This window comes from Duganella sp. OV510 (assembly GCF_900100205.1).
Taxonomy (GTDB): Bacteria; Pseudomonadota; Gammaproteobacteria; order Burkholderiales; family Burkholderiaceae_D; genus Rugamonas.
Genome location: NZ_FNEQ01000013.1, coordinates 84,554 through 101,149, shown reverse-complemented (window position 1 = coordinate 101,149; position 16,596 = coordinate 84,554). Strand labels below are relative to the sequence as shown.

At 62.1% G+C, this 16,596-nt stretch carries 20 protein-coding genes and 1 riboswitch; of the genes, 9 read left to right on the top strand and 11 right to left on the bottom strand.

Translation table 11 applies throughout. From position 1 onward, the window contains the following. Nucleotides 1–25 precede the first annotated feature (25 nt). Nucleotides 26–1,138 carry a bifunctional 3,4-dihydroxy-2-butanone-4-phosphate synthase/GTP cyclohydrolase II gene (gene ribBA / locus BLS51_RS26925; protein ID WP_090191719.1) on the bottom strand — a complete coding sequence of 371 codons (1,113 nt, stop codon included), beginning with the start codon at nucleotides 1,136–1,138 and terminating at the stop codon, nucleotides 26–28. Between the two features lie 158 nt (nucleotides 1,139–1,296). Between ribBA and BLS51_RS26920 the strand changes: the two genes are divergently transcribed. Beyond that, nucleotides 1,297–1,671, top strand: a complete 375-nt coding sequence (locus BLS51_RS26920; RefSeq protein WP_090191720.1) for a c-type cytochrome — start codon at nucleotides 1,297–1,299, stop codon at nucleotides 1,669–1,671. 139 nt (nucleotides 1,672–1,810) lie between these two features. Continuing rightward, nucleotides 1,811–2,485 carry an isochorismatase family protein gene (locus BLS51_RS26915; RefSeq protein WP_090191721.1) on the top strand — a complete coding sequence of 225 codons (675 nt, stop codon included), beginning with the start codon at nucleotides 1,811–1,813 and terminating at the stop codon, nucleotides 2,483–2,485. Here BLS51_RS26915 and BLS51_RS26910 read toward each other — a convergent pair. The 10 genes from BLS51_RS26910 to glyA form a co-directional block, all read right to left on the bottom strand. Then, nucleotides 2,482–3,108, bottom strand: a complete 627-nt coding sequence (locus tag BLS51_RS26910; RefSeq protein WP_090191722.1) for a riboflavin synthase — start codon at nucleotides 3,106–3,108, stop codon at nucleotides 2,482–2,484. The genes BLS51_RS26915 and BLS51_RS26910 overlap by 4 nt on opposite strands. A gap of 8 nt (nucleotides 3,109–3,116) precedes the next feature. Further along, complete coding sequence (gene ribD / locus BLS51_RS26905; RefSeq protein WP_090191941.1) at nucleotides 3,117–4,184, bottom strand: bifunctional diaminohydroxyphosphoribosylaminopyrimidine deaminase/5-amino-6-(5-phosphoribosylamino)uracil reductase RibD; 1,068 nt, start codon at nucleotides 4,182–4,184, stop codon at nucleotides 3,117–3,119. Nucleotides 4,185–4,254: 70 nt separating this feature from the next. Continuing rightward, a complete protein-coding gene (locus BLS51_RS26900; protein WP_090191943.1) occupies nucleotides 4,255–4,806 on the bottom strand; it encodes a GspH/FimT family pseudopilin in 552 nt (183 codons plus the stop codon). Beyond that, nucleotides 4,803–5,249 carry a type IV pilin protein gene (locus BLS51_RS26895; protein WP_090191723.1) on the bottom strand — a complete coding sequence of 149 codons (447 nt, stop codon included), beginning with the start codon at nucleotides 5,247–5,249 and terminating at the stop codon, nucleotides 4,803–4,805. Before BLS51_RS26895 ends, BLS51_RS26900 begins: the two co-directional genes overlap by 4 nt. Then, a complete protein-coding gene (locus BLS51_RS26890) occupies nucleotides 5,246–7,126 on the bottom strand; it encodes a pilus assembly protein (protein WP_229207765.1) in 1,881 nt (626 codons plus the stop codon). Before BLS51_RS26890 ends, BLS51_RS26895 begins: the two co-directional genes overlap by 4 nt. Next, nucleotides 7,123–7,704, bottom strand: a complete 582-nt coding sequence (locus BLS51_RS26885; RefSeq protein WP_090191724.1) for a pilus assembly PilX family protein — start codon at nucleotides 7,702–7,704, stop codon at nucleotides 7,123–7,125. The genes BLS51_RS26890 and BLS51_RS26885 overlap by 4 nt, the downstream gene beginning before the upstream one ends. A gap of 3 nt (nucleotides 7,705–7,707) precedes the next feature. Continuing rightward, complete coding sequence (locus BLS51_RS26880; protein WP_090191727.1) at nucleotides 7,708–8,559, bottom strand: PilW family protein; 852 nt, start codon at nucleotides 8,557–8,559, stop codon at nucleotides 7,708–7,710. Next, complete coding sequence (gene pilV / locus BLS51_RS26875) at nucleotides 8,556–9,092, bottom strand: type IV pilus modification protein PilV (protein WP_090191730.1); 537 nt, start codon at nucleotides 9,090–9,092, stop codon at nucleotides 8,556–8,558. The genes BLS51_RS26880 and pilV overlap by 4 nt, the downstream gene beginning before the upstream one ends. A 93-nt stretch (nucleotides 9,093–9,185) precedes the next feature. Further along, entirely contained in the window at nucleotides 9,186–9,641 is a 456-nt protein-coding gene (gene nrdR, locus BLS51_RS26870; RefSeq protein WP_090191732.1) for a transcriptional regulator NrdR, read from the bottom strand. Nucleotides 9,642–9,698: 57 nt separating this feature from the next. Next, entirely contained in the window at nucleotides 9,699–10,946 is a 1,248-nt protein-coding gene (glyA, locus tag BLS51_RS26865; RefSeq protein ID WP_090191734.1) for a serine hydroxymethyltransferase, read from the bottom strand. Nucleotides 10,947–11,040: 94 nt separating this feature from the next. Beyond that, nucleotides 11,041–11,177, bottom strand: a riboswitch (ZMP/ZTP riboswitch). 132 nt (nucleotides 11,178–11,309) lie between these two features. Here glyA and BLS51_RS26860 point away from each other — a divergent pair. From BLS51_RS26860 to pal, 7 genes are all read left to right on the top strand, one after another. Next, nucleotides 11,310–12,056 (top strand): SDR family NAD(P)-dependent oxidoreductase, encoded by a 747-nt coding sequence (locus tag BLS51_RS26860; protein WP_090191736.1) that lies wholly within the window; start codon nucleotides 11,310–11,312, stop codon nucleotides 12,054–12,056. Between the two features lie 210 nt (nucleotides 12,057–12,266). Then, a complete protein-coding gene (gene ybgC, locus BLS51_RS26855) occupies nucleotides 12,267–12,689 on the top strand; it encodes a tol-pal system-associated acyl-CoA thioesterase (RefSeq protein WP_090191739.1) in 423 nt (140 codons plus the stop codon). Between the two features lie 6 nt (nucleotides 12,690–12,695). Further along, the gene (gene tolQ, locus BLS51_RS26850; RefSeq protein ID WP_090191742.1) at nucleotides 12,696–13,388 is read left to right on the top strand and encodes a protein TolQ; all 693 of its coding nucleotides are present in this window, start codon (nucleotides 12,696–12,698) and stop codon (nucleotides 13,386–13,388) included. A 5-nt stretch (nucleotides 13,389–13,393) separates the two neighbouring features. Beyond that, nucleotides 13,394–13,831, top strand: coding sequence for an ExbD/TolR family protein (locus tag BLS51_RS26845; RefSeq protein ID WP_090191747.1), 438 nt, complete (start codon nucleotides 13,394–13,396; stop codon nucleotides 13,829–13,831). A gap of 9 nt (nucleotides 13,832–13,840) precedes the next feature. Continuing rightward, nucleotides 13,841–14,761 carry a cell envelope integrity protein TolA gene (gene tolA, locus BLS51_RS26840; RefSeq protein ID WP_090191948.1) on the top strand — a complete coding sequence of 307 codons (921 nt, stop codon included), beginning with the start codon at nucleotides 13,841–13,843 and terminating at the stop codon, nucleotides 14,759–14,761. Between the two features lies 1 nt (nucleotide 14,762). Then, on the top strand, nucleotides 14,763–16,028 hold the full coding sequence (gene tolB, locus BLS51_RS26835) for a Tol-Pal system beta propeller repeat protein TolB (protein WP_090191749.1): 1,266 nt from the start codon (nucleotides 14,763–14,765) through the stop codon (nucleotides 16,026–16,028). A gap of 27 nt (nucleotides 16,029–16,055) precedes the next feature. Beyond that, nucleotides 16,056–16,589 carry a peptidoglycan-associated lipoprotein Pal gene (gene pal / locus BLS51_RS26830; RefSeq protein WP_090191752.1) on the top strand — a complete coding sequence of 178 codons (534 nt, stop codon included), beginning with the start codon at nucleotides 16,056–16,058 and terminating at the stop codon, nucleotides 16,587–16,589. Nucleotides 16,590–16,596: the final 7 nt, after the last annotated feature.

The following is a 16,596-nucleotide window of genomic DNA, read 5'->3' as shown; positions in this document are numbered from 1 at the left end:
ATGGCCTCTTATATATGTTGGTTGATTAGTTAGGTTTGGCGACGTAGCCGGTCACTTCCAGATTGAAGCCAGTCATCGACGGCATCTTGCGCGGGCTGGCCAGCAGCTGCATCTTGCAGACGCCGACTTCGCGCAGGATCTGCGCGCCGATACCGTAGCTGCGCAGGTCCATGCTGGCCGCGCGACCTTTCGGTTTGGCGTCGACCGGATTGCACAGCGCCTCGAACTGGTTGAAGAACTGCTCGGCAGTCTCTTCGCAGTTCAGCAGCACGATCACGCCGCTATCGGCTGCCTTGATGGCAGCCATCGACGACGACAGATTCCACGAGTGGGTGGTGGCTTCCGATTCCAGCACGTCCAGGATCGATACCGGCTGGTGCACGCGCACCAGCGTTTCCTTGCCCTTCTGGATATCGCCATGCACCAGCGCCAGGTGGGCCGAGCCGCTAGGCTTGTCGCGGTAGGCGATCATGCGGAAGTCGCCATGGGCGGTCTTCAGCGTGCGCTCGCCGGCTTTTTCCACCAGCGACTCGTTGCGGCTGCGGTAGTGGATCAGGTCGGCAATGGTGCCGATCTTCAGATTGTGTTCCTTGGCGAATTCCAGCAGATCCGGCAGGCGCGCCATGGTGCCGTCGTCCTTCATGATCTCGCAGATCACCGAGGCTGGCGTCAGGCCGGCCATGGCGGTCAGGTCGCAACCGGCTTCGGTATGGCCGGCGCGCATCAGCACGCCGCCTTTTTGCGCTTTCAGCGGGAAGATGTGGCCCGGCTGGACGATGTCCGACGGCTTGGCATCCTTGGTGACGGCCACCTGAATGGTCTTGGCGCGGTCGGCGGCCGAAATGCCGGTGGTGACGCCCTCGGCGGCTTCGATCGACACGGTGAAATTGGTGCCGTAGGCCGTACCATTTTTGGCCGACATCATCGACAGTTCGAGCTGGTCGCAGCGTTCTTCGGTCAGCGTCAGGCACACCAGGCCGCGCGCATACTTGACCATAAAGTTGATGGCTTCCGGCGTGACGAAGTCCGCCGCGAGCACCAGGTCACCTTCGTTTTCCCGGTCTTCTTCATCGACCAGGATCACCATGCGGCCAGCGCGCAATTCGGCGACGATTTCTTCGGTGCTGGAAATTGACATTTTTAATCCTTCAAGACAGAGCAAGCGTATTTCATTAACCCGCTATTTTAAAGGATTTACGCCTTCTCTACCGCAAAACGGCGCTTTTATCGCTCAAAAGGCAGATTCTAAAGCTGCCGCATGGTAATCTTGCAAATATTCTCAGCTTCGGGGATACCATGTTCACTCATGCAGCAGCGGCCAGCCTGGCCTTCCTGTTAGCGGCAGGCATAGCGCAGGCGCAGGATAGCCGGCAGATCGCCCAGGGGCAGCGCATCTGGCAAAAGCGCTGCACGGAATGCCACGCGCTCGACACCGACGAAACCGGCCCGCGCCACCGTGGCGTATTCGGCCGCCAGGCCGGCAGCATCAAGGACTACGATTACTCGCGCGCGCTACGCAAGTCCGGCGTGCAGTGGGATGCTGCATCGCTCGACCGCTGGCTGACCGATCCGGAAAAATTCATCCCCGGCCAGAACATGGACTACCGCGTACGCAGCAAGGCCGAGCGCGAGGCGCTGATTGCCTATCTGCGCAGCCTGTCGTCGCCCTGATTTGCCGCCCTCTCCCTCCTGGCAAGCCTGCAATCCCCCTGATCAGGGGGCGCTTGCGGAGGCATCGTCGCGACACCGCCGCACGGCGCAAAGAATTCAGGCAATCTGGTTGGCACATAACAACCCTGGAGAATTAACGATGACTTCCCCAACGAAAACCAGTGTGCTGTCCACCGGTGGCGGCGCGCGGCTGCTGGACCCGGCCGATACCGTAGTGCTGCTGCTTGATCACCAGTCCGGGCTGTTCCAGACGGTCAAGGATATTCCAGTCGCCGACCTGCGCCGCAACGTCGAGATGATTGCCAGGCTGTGCAGTCTGCTGAAAATTCCAGTGATTACCACCGCCTCCGAGCCAGCCGGCAGCAATGGACCGTTGATGCCGGAAATCCACGAATATGCACCACACGCCGTCTACGTGCCACGCAAGGGCGAAGTCAACGCCTGGGACAATGAAGACTTCGTCGCCCAGGTGCGCTCAAGCGGCCGCAAAACGCTGGTGATGGCAGGCGTCTGGACCAGCGTTTGCGTGATGTTCCCCGCACTCGACGCAGTCGCGGCCGGCTACGATGTGTATGCCGTCATCGATGCCTCCGGCGATCCAAGCGAGATGGCCTCGCGCGTCTCCCTCGCCCGCTTCGTGCAGGGCGGCGTCAAGCCAACCAGCACCAATGCCCTGCTATCGGAACTGCACCGCACCTGGGCGCGGCCGGAAGCCGCCGGCCTGGCCCAGCTGTACGGCCTGGTCGCGCCAAATTATGCGGCGGTGATGGAAAGCTATGCGCGCGCACAGCAAGCCGCGCGCGATGCGGCTTAGCGCGAGATCGACACCATGCGTTCGACGTAGCGGGCGATCAGGTCGATTTCGAGATTGACCTGCACGCCCACCGCCAGGTGCTTCAGCGTGGTCATGGCGATGGTGTGCGGGATCAGGTTGATCGAGAACTGGCACACCAGATCCTTGCCTTCGCCGATATCGCTGATGCGGTTGACGGTCAGCGACACGCCATTGACCACGATCGAGCCCTTGTAGGCCAGGAACTTGGCCAGCTCATATGGGGCTTCCACCACCAGCTCCCACGACTCACCGATCGGCTCGAACTTGCGCACCACGCCCAGGCCATCGACGTGGCCAGATACCAGGTGGCCGCCGAGGCGCTCGTTCAGCGTCAAGGCTTTTTCCAGATTCACTTCGGTCAGCGTGTCGAGGCCGACGGTCTTGTTCAGGCTTTCGCGCGACACGTCGACGCGGAAATTGGTGGCATCCTTTTCCACCACCGTCATGCAGGCGCCGTTGATGGCAATGGAATCACCCAGCGCCACGTCTGCCAGCGGCAGGCCGCCGGCATTGATGTCCAGGCGCACGCCTGCGAACGAGCCGCCTTCAAGCGGCTTCACCGATTCAATTTTGCCGACAGCGGCGACGATACCAGTAAACATAATTCTTCCTAATGAGTGAATCGGGCCAGGATACGCAAATCTTCGCCGATCTGCTTAACCTCGTGAAATTTCAAAGACTGCCTGCCGGTCAGGTCGGTCAGTGCCGGCAGCGCGAACATGCCCTGTGCATCGCCAAGCAGCGTGGGCGCCAGATAGAGCAGCAGCTCATCGACACAGCCCTCGCGTATCAGCGAACCATTCAGCTTGCCGCCGGCTTCAACGTGCAGCTCGTTGATCTGGCGACGGCCCAGTTCGCGCATCAATTCAGGCAAGTCGACCTTGCCGGACACATTCGACAGCATGATGACCTCGTGGCCGGCATCGGCCAGCGCCGCTTCCTTCTCGTGGTTGCGCACCGCCGCCGCAATCCAGGTGCCGCCTCCCGTCAATATCTTGGCGGACAGGTCAATATCAAGCCTGCTGTCGACCACGATCCGGCGCGGCTGGCGCGGCGTCTCTACCGCGCGCACGTTCAGTTGCGGATCATCGGCCTTGACGGTGCCGATGCCGGTCAGGATGGCGCACGCCCGCGCGCGCCAGTGATGGCCATCGGCGCGCGCCTCCGGCCCGGTAATCCACTGACTGACGCCATTGTGCAGCGCCGTCATGCCATCCAGGCTAGCGGCGGTTTTCATGCGCACCCACGGCAGGCCGCGTGTCATGCGCGAGAAAAATCCTATATTCAATTCATAAGCTTGCCCGGCCAGCAAGCCGACACTGGTGGCGATGCCATGCGCGGCCAGCTTGGCCATGCCCTGCCCGGCCACCAGCGGATTCGGATCTTCCATCGCCGCCACCACCCGGCCCAGGCCGGCGCGTACCAGCGCGTCCGAACACGGCGGCGTGCGGCCGTGGTGATTGCAGGGCTCCAGCGTCACGTAGGCGGTGGCGCCGCGCACATCGTGGCCGCGCGCCTGCGCATCCTTCAGCGCCTGGATCTCGGCATGGTCGCTGCCGGCCTGCTGCGTCACGCCAGCGCCGATGACGACGCCGTCACGCACGATCACGCAGCCGATATGCGGATTCGGCGCGGTGGTGTACAGCCCCTTGGCCGCCCATTCCAGCGCCAGCGTCATGCCTTCCAGATCGTTCCTGATGTCCACGGTATTCCTGCCAAATTGATTTCGCAACATTATAAAGGCTAGTTCAATCAGAGGTGCCGGCGCAGGCGGTTCGCTCGGCGGCCGGATCGCAGACGCGCACGCGTCCCAGCATGTTGATGATGATGTTGCGGGCGTTGTCGCCCTGCTTGAGCGACAGCGTGCCCCAGCGGGCTGTCAGGCTGCTGGCGGCGCTGCATGTGCGCCCGGCGGCGTTGTAGGCGACATAGGTGGGCGCGTTGCCGGAGGTGAATTTCGAGGTAATGCGGATGTCCGCACGCAGCGGATCATGGCGATACAGCAGCGGCTCGTCCGCATCCGGCCGGCGGTTGCCGTTGCGGTCGATGAACACAGCCCAGCCGCTTTGCCAGTCGATGCCCGCCGGCTCCAGCGGCGCCATCAGGACTTTACCGCCGCGTGCGATGGCCTGGGTACGCGTCAGATCGATGGCAGCCAGCAGGTCATTGGTAGCCGTCTGCAGGCGCATGCGTTGCAATGCGTGCTGAAAGGCCGGCGCGGCGGCGCCAAGCAATATCATCGCCAAGGTCAGCACAATCAGCAACTCAATCAGCGTGAGGCCGGCGCCTTGTCGGTTCATGGCCAGCATCCCGAGGCGGGTCCGGTGGCAAGGCGCAGGCCGGTACTGGTGAGTTTCAGAATGCGGCAGTCTTCGTCGCGAAAGCGGCGGTCCACCAGCATCGTGCCCGGCGTGGCGACGATCTGAATGCATTGTGCGATCGGTTCGCCGTCGCAGGCCTTGCCCTCCATTTCGTACGCGCTGACGCCTGGATTGGCGCCGCTCCACCATTGGAAATGGCGCGCCTCAGGCTCGGTGGCTGTGGCGGAGAAAGCGATGTAGGTGTTGTGCTGCGTATGAAAACGCTCCTGCTGCATCATCAGCTTGAGCAGCGCCGACTGACCTTCATTGCGGCGCGTGCGTATCACATGTTGCTGATAGGCCGGCATGGCTTGCGAAGCCAGCACCGCCACGATCACCAGCACCACGGCCAGTTCCACCAGGCTGAATCCGGCGCGTTTCATTTGGCGGCCTCGTGCAATTCGCGCCAGTTGACGATTTCACGCCAGCTAAGACGGCCGACACGGCGCGTTGCCTTCAGGCTGCCGGTGCGCGCGACCTCGCCGCTCCCAAATACTTGAACCAGCGCATACTCCTTCTCCTGCCGAATTCTTCCCAGCGCATCGCGCGTGCTGAACACCACGGATTGCGGCAGCAGCAATGGCACGGGCGCATAATTGGGCAGCATGGTGCCCACAATCGCTTCGCCGCTCGGCAGGCGCGCGGTGACCAGGCCATCGTCCGGCAGCCCGGTCAGCACATTCAATACGTAACTGCGGCTGCGTGTCGTGCTGCACATATCGGCGCCCGGCAACACGGTGTTGAACAGCACGGCGCCATCGGCCAGCACGCCCGCATGGGTGCTACGCTCCGACGGCTGGGTGAAGTCGATAAACCAGCCCTTGCTGCCTGGCGCCAGCGGCAAGTCGGCGCCATCGAGGAAACGCTGCGTCAGCTGATGGCGGCCGCTGATGGTGTCCAGCAGATTGTCGATGATGGCGTAATACGACTGCTGCGTCCTGCTGCTGCGGTCCGCCGCTTCGATCAACTGCCCAGTGCCGAACAGCACCATATAGCCGCCACCGGGAGCGTGGGCCAGCAAAGGCTGTTCCGTGATCGGCTGAGGATTGCCGCTGGCGTCACGCGCAGTGAAAAGCTGGTCGGCCGACGATGGTGCGCCGTCGCGAAAATCGAAGCGCCATAGCCGGCCGTCCAGGTCGCCAGCGTAGGCATAGCGCAGCACGCCGTCGCTGCTATTGATCAAGGCAGGTGCGCTCAACGCATCCGGCCGGGTCTTGATGCGGTAATAGTTGATGTTGCGCTGCCAGCCTTCGCTACGTGGCTTGTCAAGCGCCAGCAGAAACAGCGCGCCATCGCTGGCGTTGAGGCCGCTGGTGACAATCGCAAAATCGCGGTCCACGTCCTTGCGCACGCGCACCCTGGCAACTTGCGGCAGCGTGATGACATTCCCCATCATCGCATCATGGCGATCGGTGAATTCCCACAACGCACCGCCGCCCCCAGCGAAGCGCGCGGGATCGCTGACGTCCAGCGCAAACACGCCTTTAGCGCCGCCGCCCATAGCGGAGACCAGCACGTTTTTCTTCTCGCCACCGATGCTGGCCTGGCCATCGACATAGGCACGGTGCAAATAGGCTGGATTCGTCAGGTGGTGCAGGTTCTCGATCAGCGCATCAGGCACATAGGCGAATAGTTCGACGCCGCTGATGGCGTCAAAGGTGTGCAGCATGCCGTCATTGGCGCCGAGAAAAACCGCCGCGCGCTTGCCCTCTGGCGCGACGTAGACTGGCGTGCTGTGTATGGCGTCACCCAGGATGCTGCCGCGCCGGCGGAATGGTGCGCCTTCCAGCGTACGGTCGCCACGCAGATAGGCCAGGCGCTGCTCGCCGGCGCCATCCTCCAGGTTCAGCATGGCCTGCTGCGCGGTGGACAGCGATGCCCAGGCAAACGGCACCATCGCCAGCGCGCCATCCGGCTGGACGATGGCGGTGTAGATCTGCCGTAGCGCCGGCGCCGGTGCAGGAGGCGTGCTGGACGTGCCGGTCAGGATGATGCCGGCATCCCATGCCAGCGTGGCACCGCCGCCAGCGCCTGCTGCCAGCAGATAGCGCGAGAAATGGCCGCCCCAGTCGCTGATGTCGGCAGCGGCCTGGTAAAGATCCGCCTCGCCCGCCACCGGAGAACGCGGCAACAGCAAAGGGCCGTGTGCCTGCCCGGTTTTGCACGCAGCGGCAACCGGCAAGCTGTCGATCACCAGTTCAGCCGAAGCAGCGCCAGCCTGAAGGCAGATCAACAGCATCAATACAAGGACGCTGTTCATGGTTCCTCCGGCTTGCTGAACACACTCTGCAAGACCACCTCGGTTTCCGGCCTGGCGCCGAAGCCGATGGCCGTCACCCGGTAGCAATAGCGCGGCGTGGCGCTGGCGGAAGCATCGTCGCCTGGCTGATGGCATTCCATGCGCTCAACCAGATAGCGCGGCTTCTTGAACGGCAACGCTCCCTCGCCGGTCCGCATGGCAGCGGCAGTGTAAGCGCCGTGCGTCGCTGTGCACGCCTCGCCATCCCCAGCGCCGGAGAGATCAACCACCTGCCACACCGGCGCCTTGCCGGACGCGGCCCGCAAGCGCAAGCCCACGCCGCCGGCGCCGCATTTTTCGGCAAATGCCTCACCTTTCTCAAACGCCGCGCGCCGCGCCGGATCGCTGCTGTTTTGAATATCGCGTTCCGCATCCATCAAGCCGTCCTCCGCCGTTACCAGCGCAACGTCCCGGTCGCGCTCGCCACGCGCCCCTTTCTCGCCCTGCAAAGCCAGCTGCGCGGCAGAAACGCCCAACAGCATCACCATGATCAGCAGGATCAGGCTGACCAGCAAAGCGATTCCCCGCTGCCGCTCCATGATTCACCCATCCCGGTTGCGCAACGCCACGGTCATGCTGAACAGCCGGCGCGCGCGAAAACGCTCGGCCGGCGGCAGCCGCCCTTCATCGACGCGCACACCGGCATCGTCCGGATGTGCGGCAGCATATGCCGGGCCGAACAGGTCAAACTGCCCGGCCACCGTATCCGCGCGCGTGTTGATGGCGCCGCGCAGCAACAGTGCCAGCTTGACGCTACACACGCGCTTCCATGCGGCGGCAGCGGCCACCGCGGTCGCGTTCAGATAAGTATTGGGCACGCCATCCAGCGGCGTATCGAGATCAACGCCGTACAGCACCTGGAACGATTCCACGCCGCGCACCACCGCATCGGCGCCCCAGCCGGCGGTGCCGCGATACTTGCAGCGCAATTCCGGCTCACCATCTGCATCGACGGCCACGTAAAAGATGCTCCAGCCGCGCGTGCCGGCAGGCACGGCAAAGCCGCCGCAATTGAGGCTGGCGCTATCATCGGCGCCGGCAAAGCGCAGGGCCAGCACGTCGCTGCCATGGGCCACCGCAGGCAAGGGCTCGCTGATGCCGTCCTTGCCGCGACTGATGCTGGCCGCATCCAGTCCCTCGACGGACACCGATTCCGGCGCCGAGGGTGCGGCGTCGCTATCCCAGTTCACGTAAGCGCCCTGCCGTATGGCCTGCGCCATGACCGCGATGGCGTAGCGGCCGCCATCGGCGAGCCACAGGTTGTCGCTGTGATTGCGATAGTTACCACCCGATGCCACCAGCAAGCCGCTGGCCAGCAAGGTGAGCAACAGGCCTAGCGCAATGGCGATCAGGAACTCGACCACGCCCCAGCCATGACTTTGCATCGCGTTCATGGCGGCGCTCCCACCGCGATGGCGACGCCGGGCGGGTGCCTTCCATCAGCATCGAGCCACGGCGTGCCGTCCGGACGCTTGCCGCGCCAGCCAACCTTCACCACCAGCGGAGCGCCGGCGCCGCCGACACAATCCCAGCGCAGCGTGCCGCCACTCCACAAGCCGGCGTCGCGGCAGATCAACACGCGGCCGCCGGGCAGGTTCTGCTTTGCCAGCAGCTTGACGTCATACAGATCAGCAAACGCCAGCTGCGCGGCATCGCAAGCACCGCCATGGCACAGCGATGACGGCGCGGACGGCAACGGTTCCGCCAGCGCATCGTAATCCAGTGTGAGGTAGGTGGCAGCCTGCGCGGGATTGGCATGCATGCGTTCCGCCAGCGTGGCCGCCAGCTGCGTCGCCTGCGACAGCAACACGGACTGATGCCGCGCGCGCAAGGCGCCCAGTTGCAAGGCTACGCCGCCGATGATGCCGAGGGCAAGCACCAGCACCGCAATCAGAATTTCCAGCAGGGTATAGCCGCGTGCGCGCATGGCACACCTCCGCAATTCGAGGAGACTGCCTTAGAAATTAGCAGCGGCGACAGCAGGGAGTATGAGATGGATCAAATGTACGCCAGCAGTGCGCTAGCTTTTCTTGCCGACTTCGGCAATCGCGTTCTGGAACTCGGCCAGGTCTTCGAAGTTTTTATAGACGGAGGCAAAGCGGATATACGCCACGTTGTCGAGGCGCTTCAGCTCCTGCATCACCAGCTCGCCGATGTAGCCGGTTTCCACTTCGCGCTTGCCGCTGGTCAGCAGCTTTTCCTCAATCGAGACAATGGCGGCATCGACCGCCGGGGCCGCGACCGGACGCTTGCGCAGGGCCAGCTCCAGGCTGCCGCGCAGCTTGGCCGAGGCATACTCGGTACGGCTGCCGTTCTTCTTGACCACATACGGCATCACCAGTTCGATGCGCTCATACGTGGTAAACCGTTTATCACATTTACCGCAGCGCCGGCGCCGGCGTATGGAGTCCCCTTCCTCGGATACACGCGTATCGAGAACCTGGGTTTCTTCATGCTGGCAGAACGGACATTTCATATTGGCGCTTTGGTCAGGTGACGCCGGCGGGTGCCGGCGTCACGATACTACTTACTATTACTTGGCGTAGACAGGGAACTTGTCAGCCAGAACCTTCACCGCCGCTTTGACGCGCTCGATGGTGGCCGCGTCGTGCGGATTATCCAGCACGTCCGCGATCAGGTTACCGACTTGTTCCGCTTCCGCTTCCTTGAAACCACGGGTGGTCATCGCTGGCGAACCCAGACGCACGCCCGACGTCACGAATGGCTTCTGCGGATCGTTAGGGATGCCGTTCTTGTTGGTGGTGATATGGGCCGAACCCAGGATCGCTTCCGCTTCCTTGCCGGTCAGGTTCTTCGGACGCAGGTCCACCAGCATCACGTGCGACTCGGTGCCGCCCGACACAATGCGCAGGCCACGCTTGATCAGCGTCTTGGCCAGCACGTCGGCGTTCTTCACCACTTGCTGCTGGTATTCCTTGAACGCAGGCTGCAACGCTTCCTGGAAGGCCACGGCCTTGCCGGCGATCACGTGCATCAGCGGACCGCCCTGAATGCCAGGGAAGATCGCCGAATTGATGGCTTTCTCGTGCTCGGCCTTCATCAGGATAATGCCGCCGCGTGGGCCGCGCAGCGATTTGTGCGTGGTCGAAGTGACGAAGTCGGCGTGCGGCACTGGATTAGGATACAGGCCAGCGGCGATCAGGCCGGCGTAGTGGGCCATGTCGACCATGAAGTAGGCGCCCACCGATTTGGCGACAGCGGCGAAACGTTCGAAGTCGATCTTTTTCGAGAAGGCCGACGCGCCGGCGATGATCAGCTTAGGCTTGTGTTCCTTGGCCTGGGCTTCCATGGCGTCGTAATCGATGTCTTCTTCAGCGGTCAGGCCGTAGGAGATCACGTTGAACCATTTGCCGGACATATTCAGCGGCATGCCGTGGGTCAGGTGGCCGCCTTCTGCCAGCGACATGCCCATGATGGTGTCGCCCGGTTTCAGCACGGCGAAGAACACGCCCTGGTTGGCTTGCGAGCCCGAGTTAGGCTGGACGTTGGCGGCTTCGGCGCCAAACAGCTTTTTAACGCGGTCGATCGCCAGCTGCTCGACAACGTCGACGTACTCGCAGCCACCGTAGTAGCGCTTGCCTGGATAGCCTTCGGCGTATTTATTGGTCAGCTGCGAACCTTGCGCTTCCATCACGGCTGGCGAGGTGTAGTTTTCCGAGGCGATCAGCTCGATGTGATCGTGCTGACGGGTATTTTCGTTTTGAATGGCGCCGAACAGCTCTGGGTCTACGCTGGCGAGGGTATGGTTTTTTGCGAACATGAAAAAACTCCAATCGAATGAGTAACTTGTTACTGGCAGTTGGATCGAAAGAGAGAAGCCATAGCGGAGCGGCAGCCTCTTCGTGCTTTCCATCGAGGGCTGCCCAGGCGAACGGCTGTTGAAATCTCACGTTTCCCGGTGGATGCCCACCTTTCGCCGACTGCGCAAACCGCACCATTCTGGGGCTTTTTTGCGGATCAATCCAGCTTTTCGCCAGTTACGTGAGACGTAATGGAAGCAAGATTGTATTGGATGCGCCAGATTTGAGCAAGAAAATGAGTTGCATTCAAAGCAAGACAACCCGCAGCGGCGTTTGCGGCTACAATTTTGTCCACCTTTCCACTCATCTCACAAGGACAGATCATGATCGTCTTCATCACCGGCGCCACCGCCGGCTTCGGCGCCGCGATGGCCCGCATTTTCGCCAGCAACGGCCACAAGGTCCTGATCAGCGGCCGCCGCGAAGACCGCCTGCAGGCGCTGTCGGCCGAGCTGGGGGATAGCGTGCGCCCTATCGTGCTGGACGTCACCGACAAGGCCTCGATCCAGTCCGCGCTGGACGGCCTGCCGGCGGAATGGCGCGCCGTCGATGTGCTGATCAATAACGCCGGCCTGGCGCTGGGCGTGACCCCGGCGCACACCTCGTCGCTGGAAGACTGGGACACCATGATCGCCACCAACGTCAGCGGCCTGGTGGCCATGACCCGCGCCATCCTGCCAGGCATGGTCGAGCGCAACAGCGGCACCGTCATCAACATCGGCTCGATCGCCGGCTCGACGCCCTACCCTGGCGGCAATGTGTATGGCGCCACCAAGGCCTTCGTCAACCAGTTCACGCAAAACCTGCGCGCCGACCTGGCCGGCACCGGCGTGCGCTGCACCAATCTGGCGCCAGGCCTGTGCGGCGGCACCGAATTCTCGAATGTGCGCCTGAAGGATGACGCGGCGGCCGCCAAGGTCTACGAAGGCACAACGCCGCTGACCGCCGACGACATCGCCAATACCGCGTACTGGATTGCCACCCTCCCTCCGCATGTCAACATCAACCGTATTGACATGATGCCAACCTGCCAAGGCTACGGCCCGCTGAACATCAAGCGCAGCACCTGAGCCGGCCCGGGCCTCCCTTTGACTTAAGGGAGGCTTAGTTTCCCGTTCAACATGAAATAATTTCGTAAGGCATTGTTACAATACTTGGCAAGCCCGCAGGAAATCGCTTTACTGTCGTCCAGGCCACCTTTGCGCGCCAGTTGATAAAATTCAACCAAAACAACAATATCGCGTAGAATGTTGCTCAATCATTTAAGCAGTCAAAACAACATGCCAGCTGATTTCATCTGGAACGTACGGGTCTACTACGAAGACACCGACGCCGGCGGTATCGTCTACTACGCAAACTATCTCAAATTCTTCGAGCGGGCCCGCACCGAATGGCTGCGCGCGCTCGACATCAACCAGCATACGCTGCTGGAACAGCACGACACCCTGTTCGTCGTCAAAAGCGTCAGCGCGGAGTATCATGCGCCCGCCAAACTGGATGATGAATTAAAATTAACGGTTAGCATCGAAAAGCTGGGTCGCGCCTCCATCGTTTTCCAGCAGGAAGCGTGGCGCGGCGAACAGTTGCTGAACACGGCCCGTGTCAAGATAGGCTGTGTTGACGCCGCCCTGCGTCCGCGCGCCGTGCCTGCGGTCGTTGCCGACAAAATGCGCTCCACCAGTACCACCACCCAAACCGACTGATAAACAATGAACGTCACCCAAGACCTTTCTTTCCTGTCCCTCATCACCAATGCGCACCTGATCGTGCAATTGATCATGGCGCTGCTGTTCATCATTTCGCTGACCAGCTGGACCTATATCTTCAGCAAGCTGTTCGCGATCAAGTCGGCGCGCCGCCTGACGGTGGAGTTTGAAAAGACCTTCTGGGCCGGCGGCAACCTGCACGCGCTGTACCAGAACGCCGGCAAGGACCGCGCCAACAGCGGCCCGCTGGCACGCATCTTCGAAGCCGGCATGGGCGAGTTCATCAAGTCCAAGGCAGCCTTTGCCGCCAACCGCGAAAACCTCGACGCCGGCGCCGTGCTGGACAGCGCCCGCCGCGCCATGCGCGCCGCCTTCCAGCGCGAGATGGATGCGCTGGAATCGCACCTGGCCTTCCTGGCCTCGGTCGGTTCGGTGTCGCCATACATCGGCCTGCTGGGCACGGTGTGGGGCATCATGAACGCCTTCCGTGGCCTGGCCAATGTGCAGCAAGCCACGCTGGCCGCCGTCGCGCCCGGCATTGCCGAAGCGCTGATCGCCACCGCCATCGGCCTGTTCGCGGCAATTCCAGCCTTCGTTGCCTACAACCGCTTCTCCTACGACGTGGACCGCCTGGCGATCCGTTTTGAGAGCTTTGTTGAAGAGTTCTCCAACATCCTGCAACGTCAATCGCGTTAAACATCATGGCCTCTTCCTTCTCCAGCAGCATGCGCGGCGGCCGCACCCGCAAGCTAAAATCCGAGATCAACGTGGTGCCTTACATCGACGTGATGCTGGTGCTGCTGATTATCTTCATGGTGATGCCGTCGGCCAACGACCCGAGCGTGGTCGACCTGCCGCGCGCGGAAAAATCCACCAAGCCGCCAAGCGACTTCGTGCAGATCGTGCTGAAGCCGAACGGCGCGCTGTCGATCGGCATCAAGGGCAAGGGCGAAGATGCGCCGGAAACCGCGCCCAACCGCGACGCGCTGGTGCGCAAGCTGCGCACCATCCACAACGACTACCCGGACTATCCGGTGCTGATCGCCGGCGACAAGGACAGCAAGTATGACGACGTCATCCAGCTGATTTCGGAAGCGAAGAAGCTGGGCATCACCCGCGTAGGATTGTCCACCAAGTAAATGCAGACGATGAAACCCGCAACCGCTGGCGGCCCGTACAAGGTTCCGCGACAACACAATGGCATGCGCTCCGGCTTCCTGGCCGTGGCAATGCACGCCGTGTTGCTGCTGTTCCTGTGGGTAGGCGTCAGCTGGCAAAACAATGAGCCGGTGGAAGTGCAGGCCGAAATCTGGGACATGAAGGTGCAGGAAGCCGCGCCACCGGCGCCGACGCCGGAGCCGGCCCCTGAGCCGGAGCCCGAGCCGGAAGTGGTCAAGACGCCGCCGCCGGCGCCGAAGGTGGAAGCACCGCCGGAGCCGAAGGAAGACCCGGAAATCGCCCTGCAGCGCATCAAGAAGAAAAAGCTGGAAGAAGAGAAAGCTGAAAAGCTGGAACAAGCGCGCCTGAAGAAAGAAGCGGACGAAAAGCTGGCCAAGCTGGAAGCCAAGAAAAAGGCTGACCAGAAAGCCAAAGAGGACAAAGAAAAAGCCGAGGACGAAGCCAAGGAAAAAGCCCTGGCCGAGAAAGAGAAGAAAAAAGCCGCCGCTGAAAAGCTGGCCAAGGAAAAGGCCGAGAAAGCCGCCAAGGACAAGGCCTTCGCTGCCGAGATGAGCCGCATCACCGGTTCCGCCGCCAAGGGCACCACCGGCACCGCCGCGCAATCGACCGGCGGCCGTACCGACGGCGGCTACGCGGCGGCGATCAAGGCCAAGATCAAGAGCAATCTGGTCTATGGCTCGGACGACGACAGCCTGAGCGCGCGCTACGCCATTACCCAGCTGCCGACCGGTGAAATCATCGGCGTGCGCAAGGTGAAAAGCAGTGGCTCGACCGCCTACGATAACGCGATTGAAAACGCGATTGCCAAATCGTCACCACTACCCAAGAAAAAAGATGGTACGGTTGAGCGTGAACTTGACCTGATCTTCAACCTGAAGGAAATGCACTGATATGAAAAAACTGAACATGCTCTACACCGGCTTGGTCATCGCCGCCACCATGGGCAGCGCGCATGCCCAGATGCGCATCGAGATCTCCGGCGTCGGCAGCAATCAGATTCCGGTTGCTGTGGCCGGCTTCGCCAACGAAGGCGTATCGCCGCAAAAAATCTCCGAGATCATCAAGGCCGACCTGGAACGCAGCGGCGCCTTCAAGATCATCGACGCCGGCGTCATCGATGACGTCAACAACGTCGACTACAGCGGCTGGAAAGCCAAGGGCGCCGACGCGCTGGTGGTGGGCACCGTCGACGCACTGGCCGATGGCCGCTACGACGTCCGCTACAAGCTGCTGGACACCGTCAAGCAAGCCAAGATCTCCAACCTGGACAAGGCCGTCACCGCCCAGTTCACCCGCCTGTCGGCCCACCTGATCGCCGACGACGTGTTCTTCAAGCTGACCGGCATCCGTGGCGCCTTCTCCACCCGCATCTCCTACGTCAAGCAGGAAGGCCGCAACTACCAGCTGATGGTGGCCGACGCCGACGGCGAGAACGAACAGCTGGCGCTGCGCTCCAACGAGCCGATCATCTCGCCATCGTGGTCGCCGGACGGCACCAAGGTTGCCTACGTGTCGTTCGAGCAGAAGAAGCCGGTGGTCTACGTGCAGAACCTGATCACTCGCGCGCGCACCGTGGTGGCCAATGAAAAAGGCAGCAACTCGGCGCCGTCGTGGGCGCCAAGCGGCAACAAGCTGGCGATCGCCCTGTCGAAGAGCGGCAACACCCAGGTGTACACCGTCAACGCCGACGGCAGCAACCTGCGCCGCGCCTCCAGCAGCAGCGGCATCGACACCGAACCGCAATGGTCGGCCGATGGTCAAAGCATCTACTTCACCAGCGACCGCAGCGGCGGTCCGCAAATCTATCGCATGAATCCTGATGGCGGCGACGCCAAGCGCGTCACCTTCGGCGGCAGCTACAATATCAGCCCGCGCATCTCGCCGGATGGCAAGACGCTGGCCTATATCTCGCGCCGCGACGGCAACTTCCAGCTGTACGTGCTGGACCTGGCCAGCGGCCAGGAGCAACGCCTGTCCGACACCACCAGCGACGAGTCGCCAAGCTTTGCCCCCAATGGCAAATACATCATGTACGCCACCCAGGCGGGCAGCCGCAAATCGCTGGCCGTGGTATCGGTTGACGGACGTGTCAAGCAACGCCTGACCACTCAGGCGGGCAACATCAAGGAGCCCACCTGGGGTCCGTTCATGCAGTAATTATGTGTCACTACTAGGAGAATGAATATGCGTAAACTCAGCAGCTTAGCCTTTATCGTTACCACCGCCGCCATCCTGTCCGCTTGCTCGTCGACCCCGATCGCCGAAAACAAGCCAGCGCCTGTCGTTGAGCGTCCGGTGGACAAAGCCGTACAGCCACAAGCCGACACCCGCACCGTCGCGCCAGTGGAAACCAAATCGCTGGACCCGCTGGATGATCCAAAAGGCGTGCTGGCCAACCGCAGCGTCTACTTCGACTTCGACAGCTACGCCGTGCGCGCCGACGGCAAGCCAGTGGTGGAAAACCACTCGGCCTACCTGGTCAAAAACAAAAACCGCCAGATCCTGATCCAGGGTAACACCGATGAACGCGGCGGCTCCGAGTACAACCTGGCGCTGGGCCAGAAACGCGCCGAAGCCGTGCGCAAGGCCATGGCCACGCTGGGCGTACCGGAATCGCAGATCGAAGCCGTCTCGCTGGGCAAGGAAAAACCGAAAGCCACCGGCTCGAACGAAGAAGCATGGGCACAAAACCGCCGTGCTGACATCGTTTACAAATAATCAAAAG

Bases quoted from the DNA above. Each gene is read 5' to 3' on its own strand.
- BLS51_RS26915 (WP_090191721.1), top strand. From the start codon at position 1,811: ATGACTTCCCCAACGAAAACCAGTGTGCTGTCCACCGGTGGCGGCGCG.
- BLS51_RS26895 (WP_090191723.1), bottom strand. From the start codon at position 5,249: ATGAAACGCGCCGGATTCAGCCTGGTGGAACTGGCCGTGGTGCTGGTG.
- glyA (WP_090191734.1), bottom strand. From the start codon at position 10,946: ATGTTCGCAAAAAACCATACCCTCGCCAGCGTAGACCCAGAGCTGTTC.
- ybgC (WP_090191739.1), top strand. From the start codon at position 12,267: ATGCCAGCTGATTTCATCTGGAACGTACGGGTCTACTACGAAGACACC.
- BLS51_RS26880 (WP_090191727.1), bottom strand. From the start codon at position 8,559: ATGAACGCGATGCAAAGTCATGGCTGGGGCGTGGTCGAGTTCCTGATC.
- ribBA (WP_090191719.1), bottom strand. From the start codon at position 1,138: ATGTCAATTTCCAGCACCGAAGAAATCGTCGCCGAATTGCGCGCTGGC.
- BLS51_RS26900 (WP_090191943.1), bottom strand. From the start codon at position 4,806: ATGAACCGACAAGGCGCCGGCCTCACGCTGATTGAGTTGCTGATTGTG.
- nrdR (WP_090191732.1), bottom strand. From the start codon at position 9,641: ATGAAATGTCCGTTCTGCCAGCATGAAGAAACCCAGGTTCTCGATACG.
- pal (WP_090191752.1), top strand. From the start codon at position 16,056: ATGCGTAAACTCAGCAGCTTAGCCTTTATCGTTACCACCGCCGCCATC.
- BLS51_RS26920 (WP_090191720.1), top strand. From the start codon at position 1,297: ATGTTCACTCATGCAGCAGCGGCCAGCCTGGCCTTCCTGTTAGCGGCA.
- tolA (WP_090191948.1), top strand. From the start codon at position 13,841: ATGAAACCCGCAACCGCTGGCGGCCCGTACAAGGTTCCGCGACAACAC.
- tolB (WP_090191749.1), top strand. From the start codon at position 14,763: ATGAAAAAACTGAACATGCTCTACACCGGCTTGGTCATCGCCGCCACC.
- ribD (WP_090191941.1), bottom strand. From the start codon at position 4,184: ATGACGCTGGCGCTGGAATGGGCGGCCAAGGGGCTGTACACCACCGCG.
- tolQ (WP_090191742.1), top strand. From the start codon at position 12,696: ATGAACGTCACCCAAGACCTTTCTTTCCTGTCCCTCATCACCAATGCG.
- BLS51_RS26885 (WP_090191724.1), bottom strand. From the start codon at position 7,704: ATGGAGCGGCAGCGGGGAATCGCTTTGCTGGTCAGCCTGATCCTGCTG.
- BLS51_RS26845 (WP_090191747.1), top strand. From the start codon at position 13,394: ATGGCCTCTTCCTTCTCCAGCAGCATGCGCGGCGGCCGCACCCGCAAG.
- BLS51_RS26910 (WP_090191722.1), bottom strand. From the start codon at position 3,108: ATGTTTACTGGTATCGTCGCCGCTGTCGGCAAAATTGAATCGGTGAAG.
- BLS51_RS26860 (WP_090191736.1), top strand. From the start codon at position 11,310: ATGATCGTCTTCATCACCGGCGCCACCGCCGGCTTCGGCGCCGCGATG.
- BLS51_RS26890 (WP_229207765.1), bottom strand. From the start codon at position 7,126: ATGAACAGCGTCCTTGTATTGATGCTGTTGATCTGCCTTCAGGCTGGC.
- pilV (WP_090191730.1), bottom strand. From the start codon at position 9,092: ATGCGCGCACGCGGCTATACCCTGCTGGAAATTCTGATTGCGGTGCTG.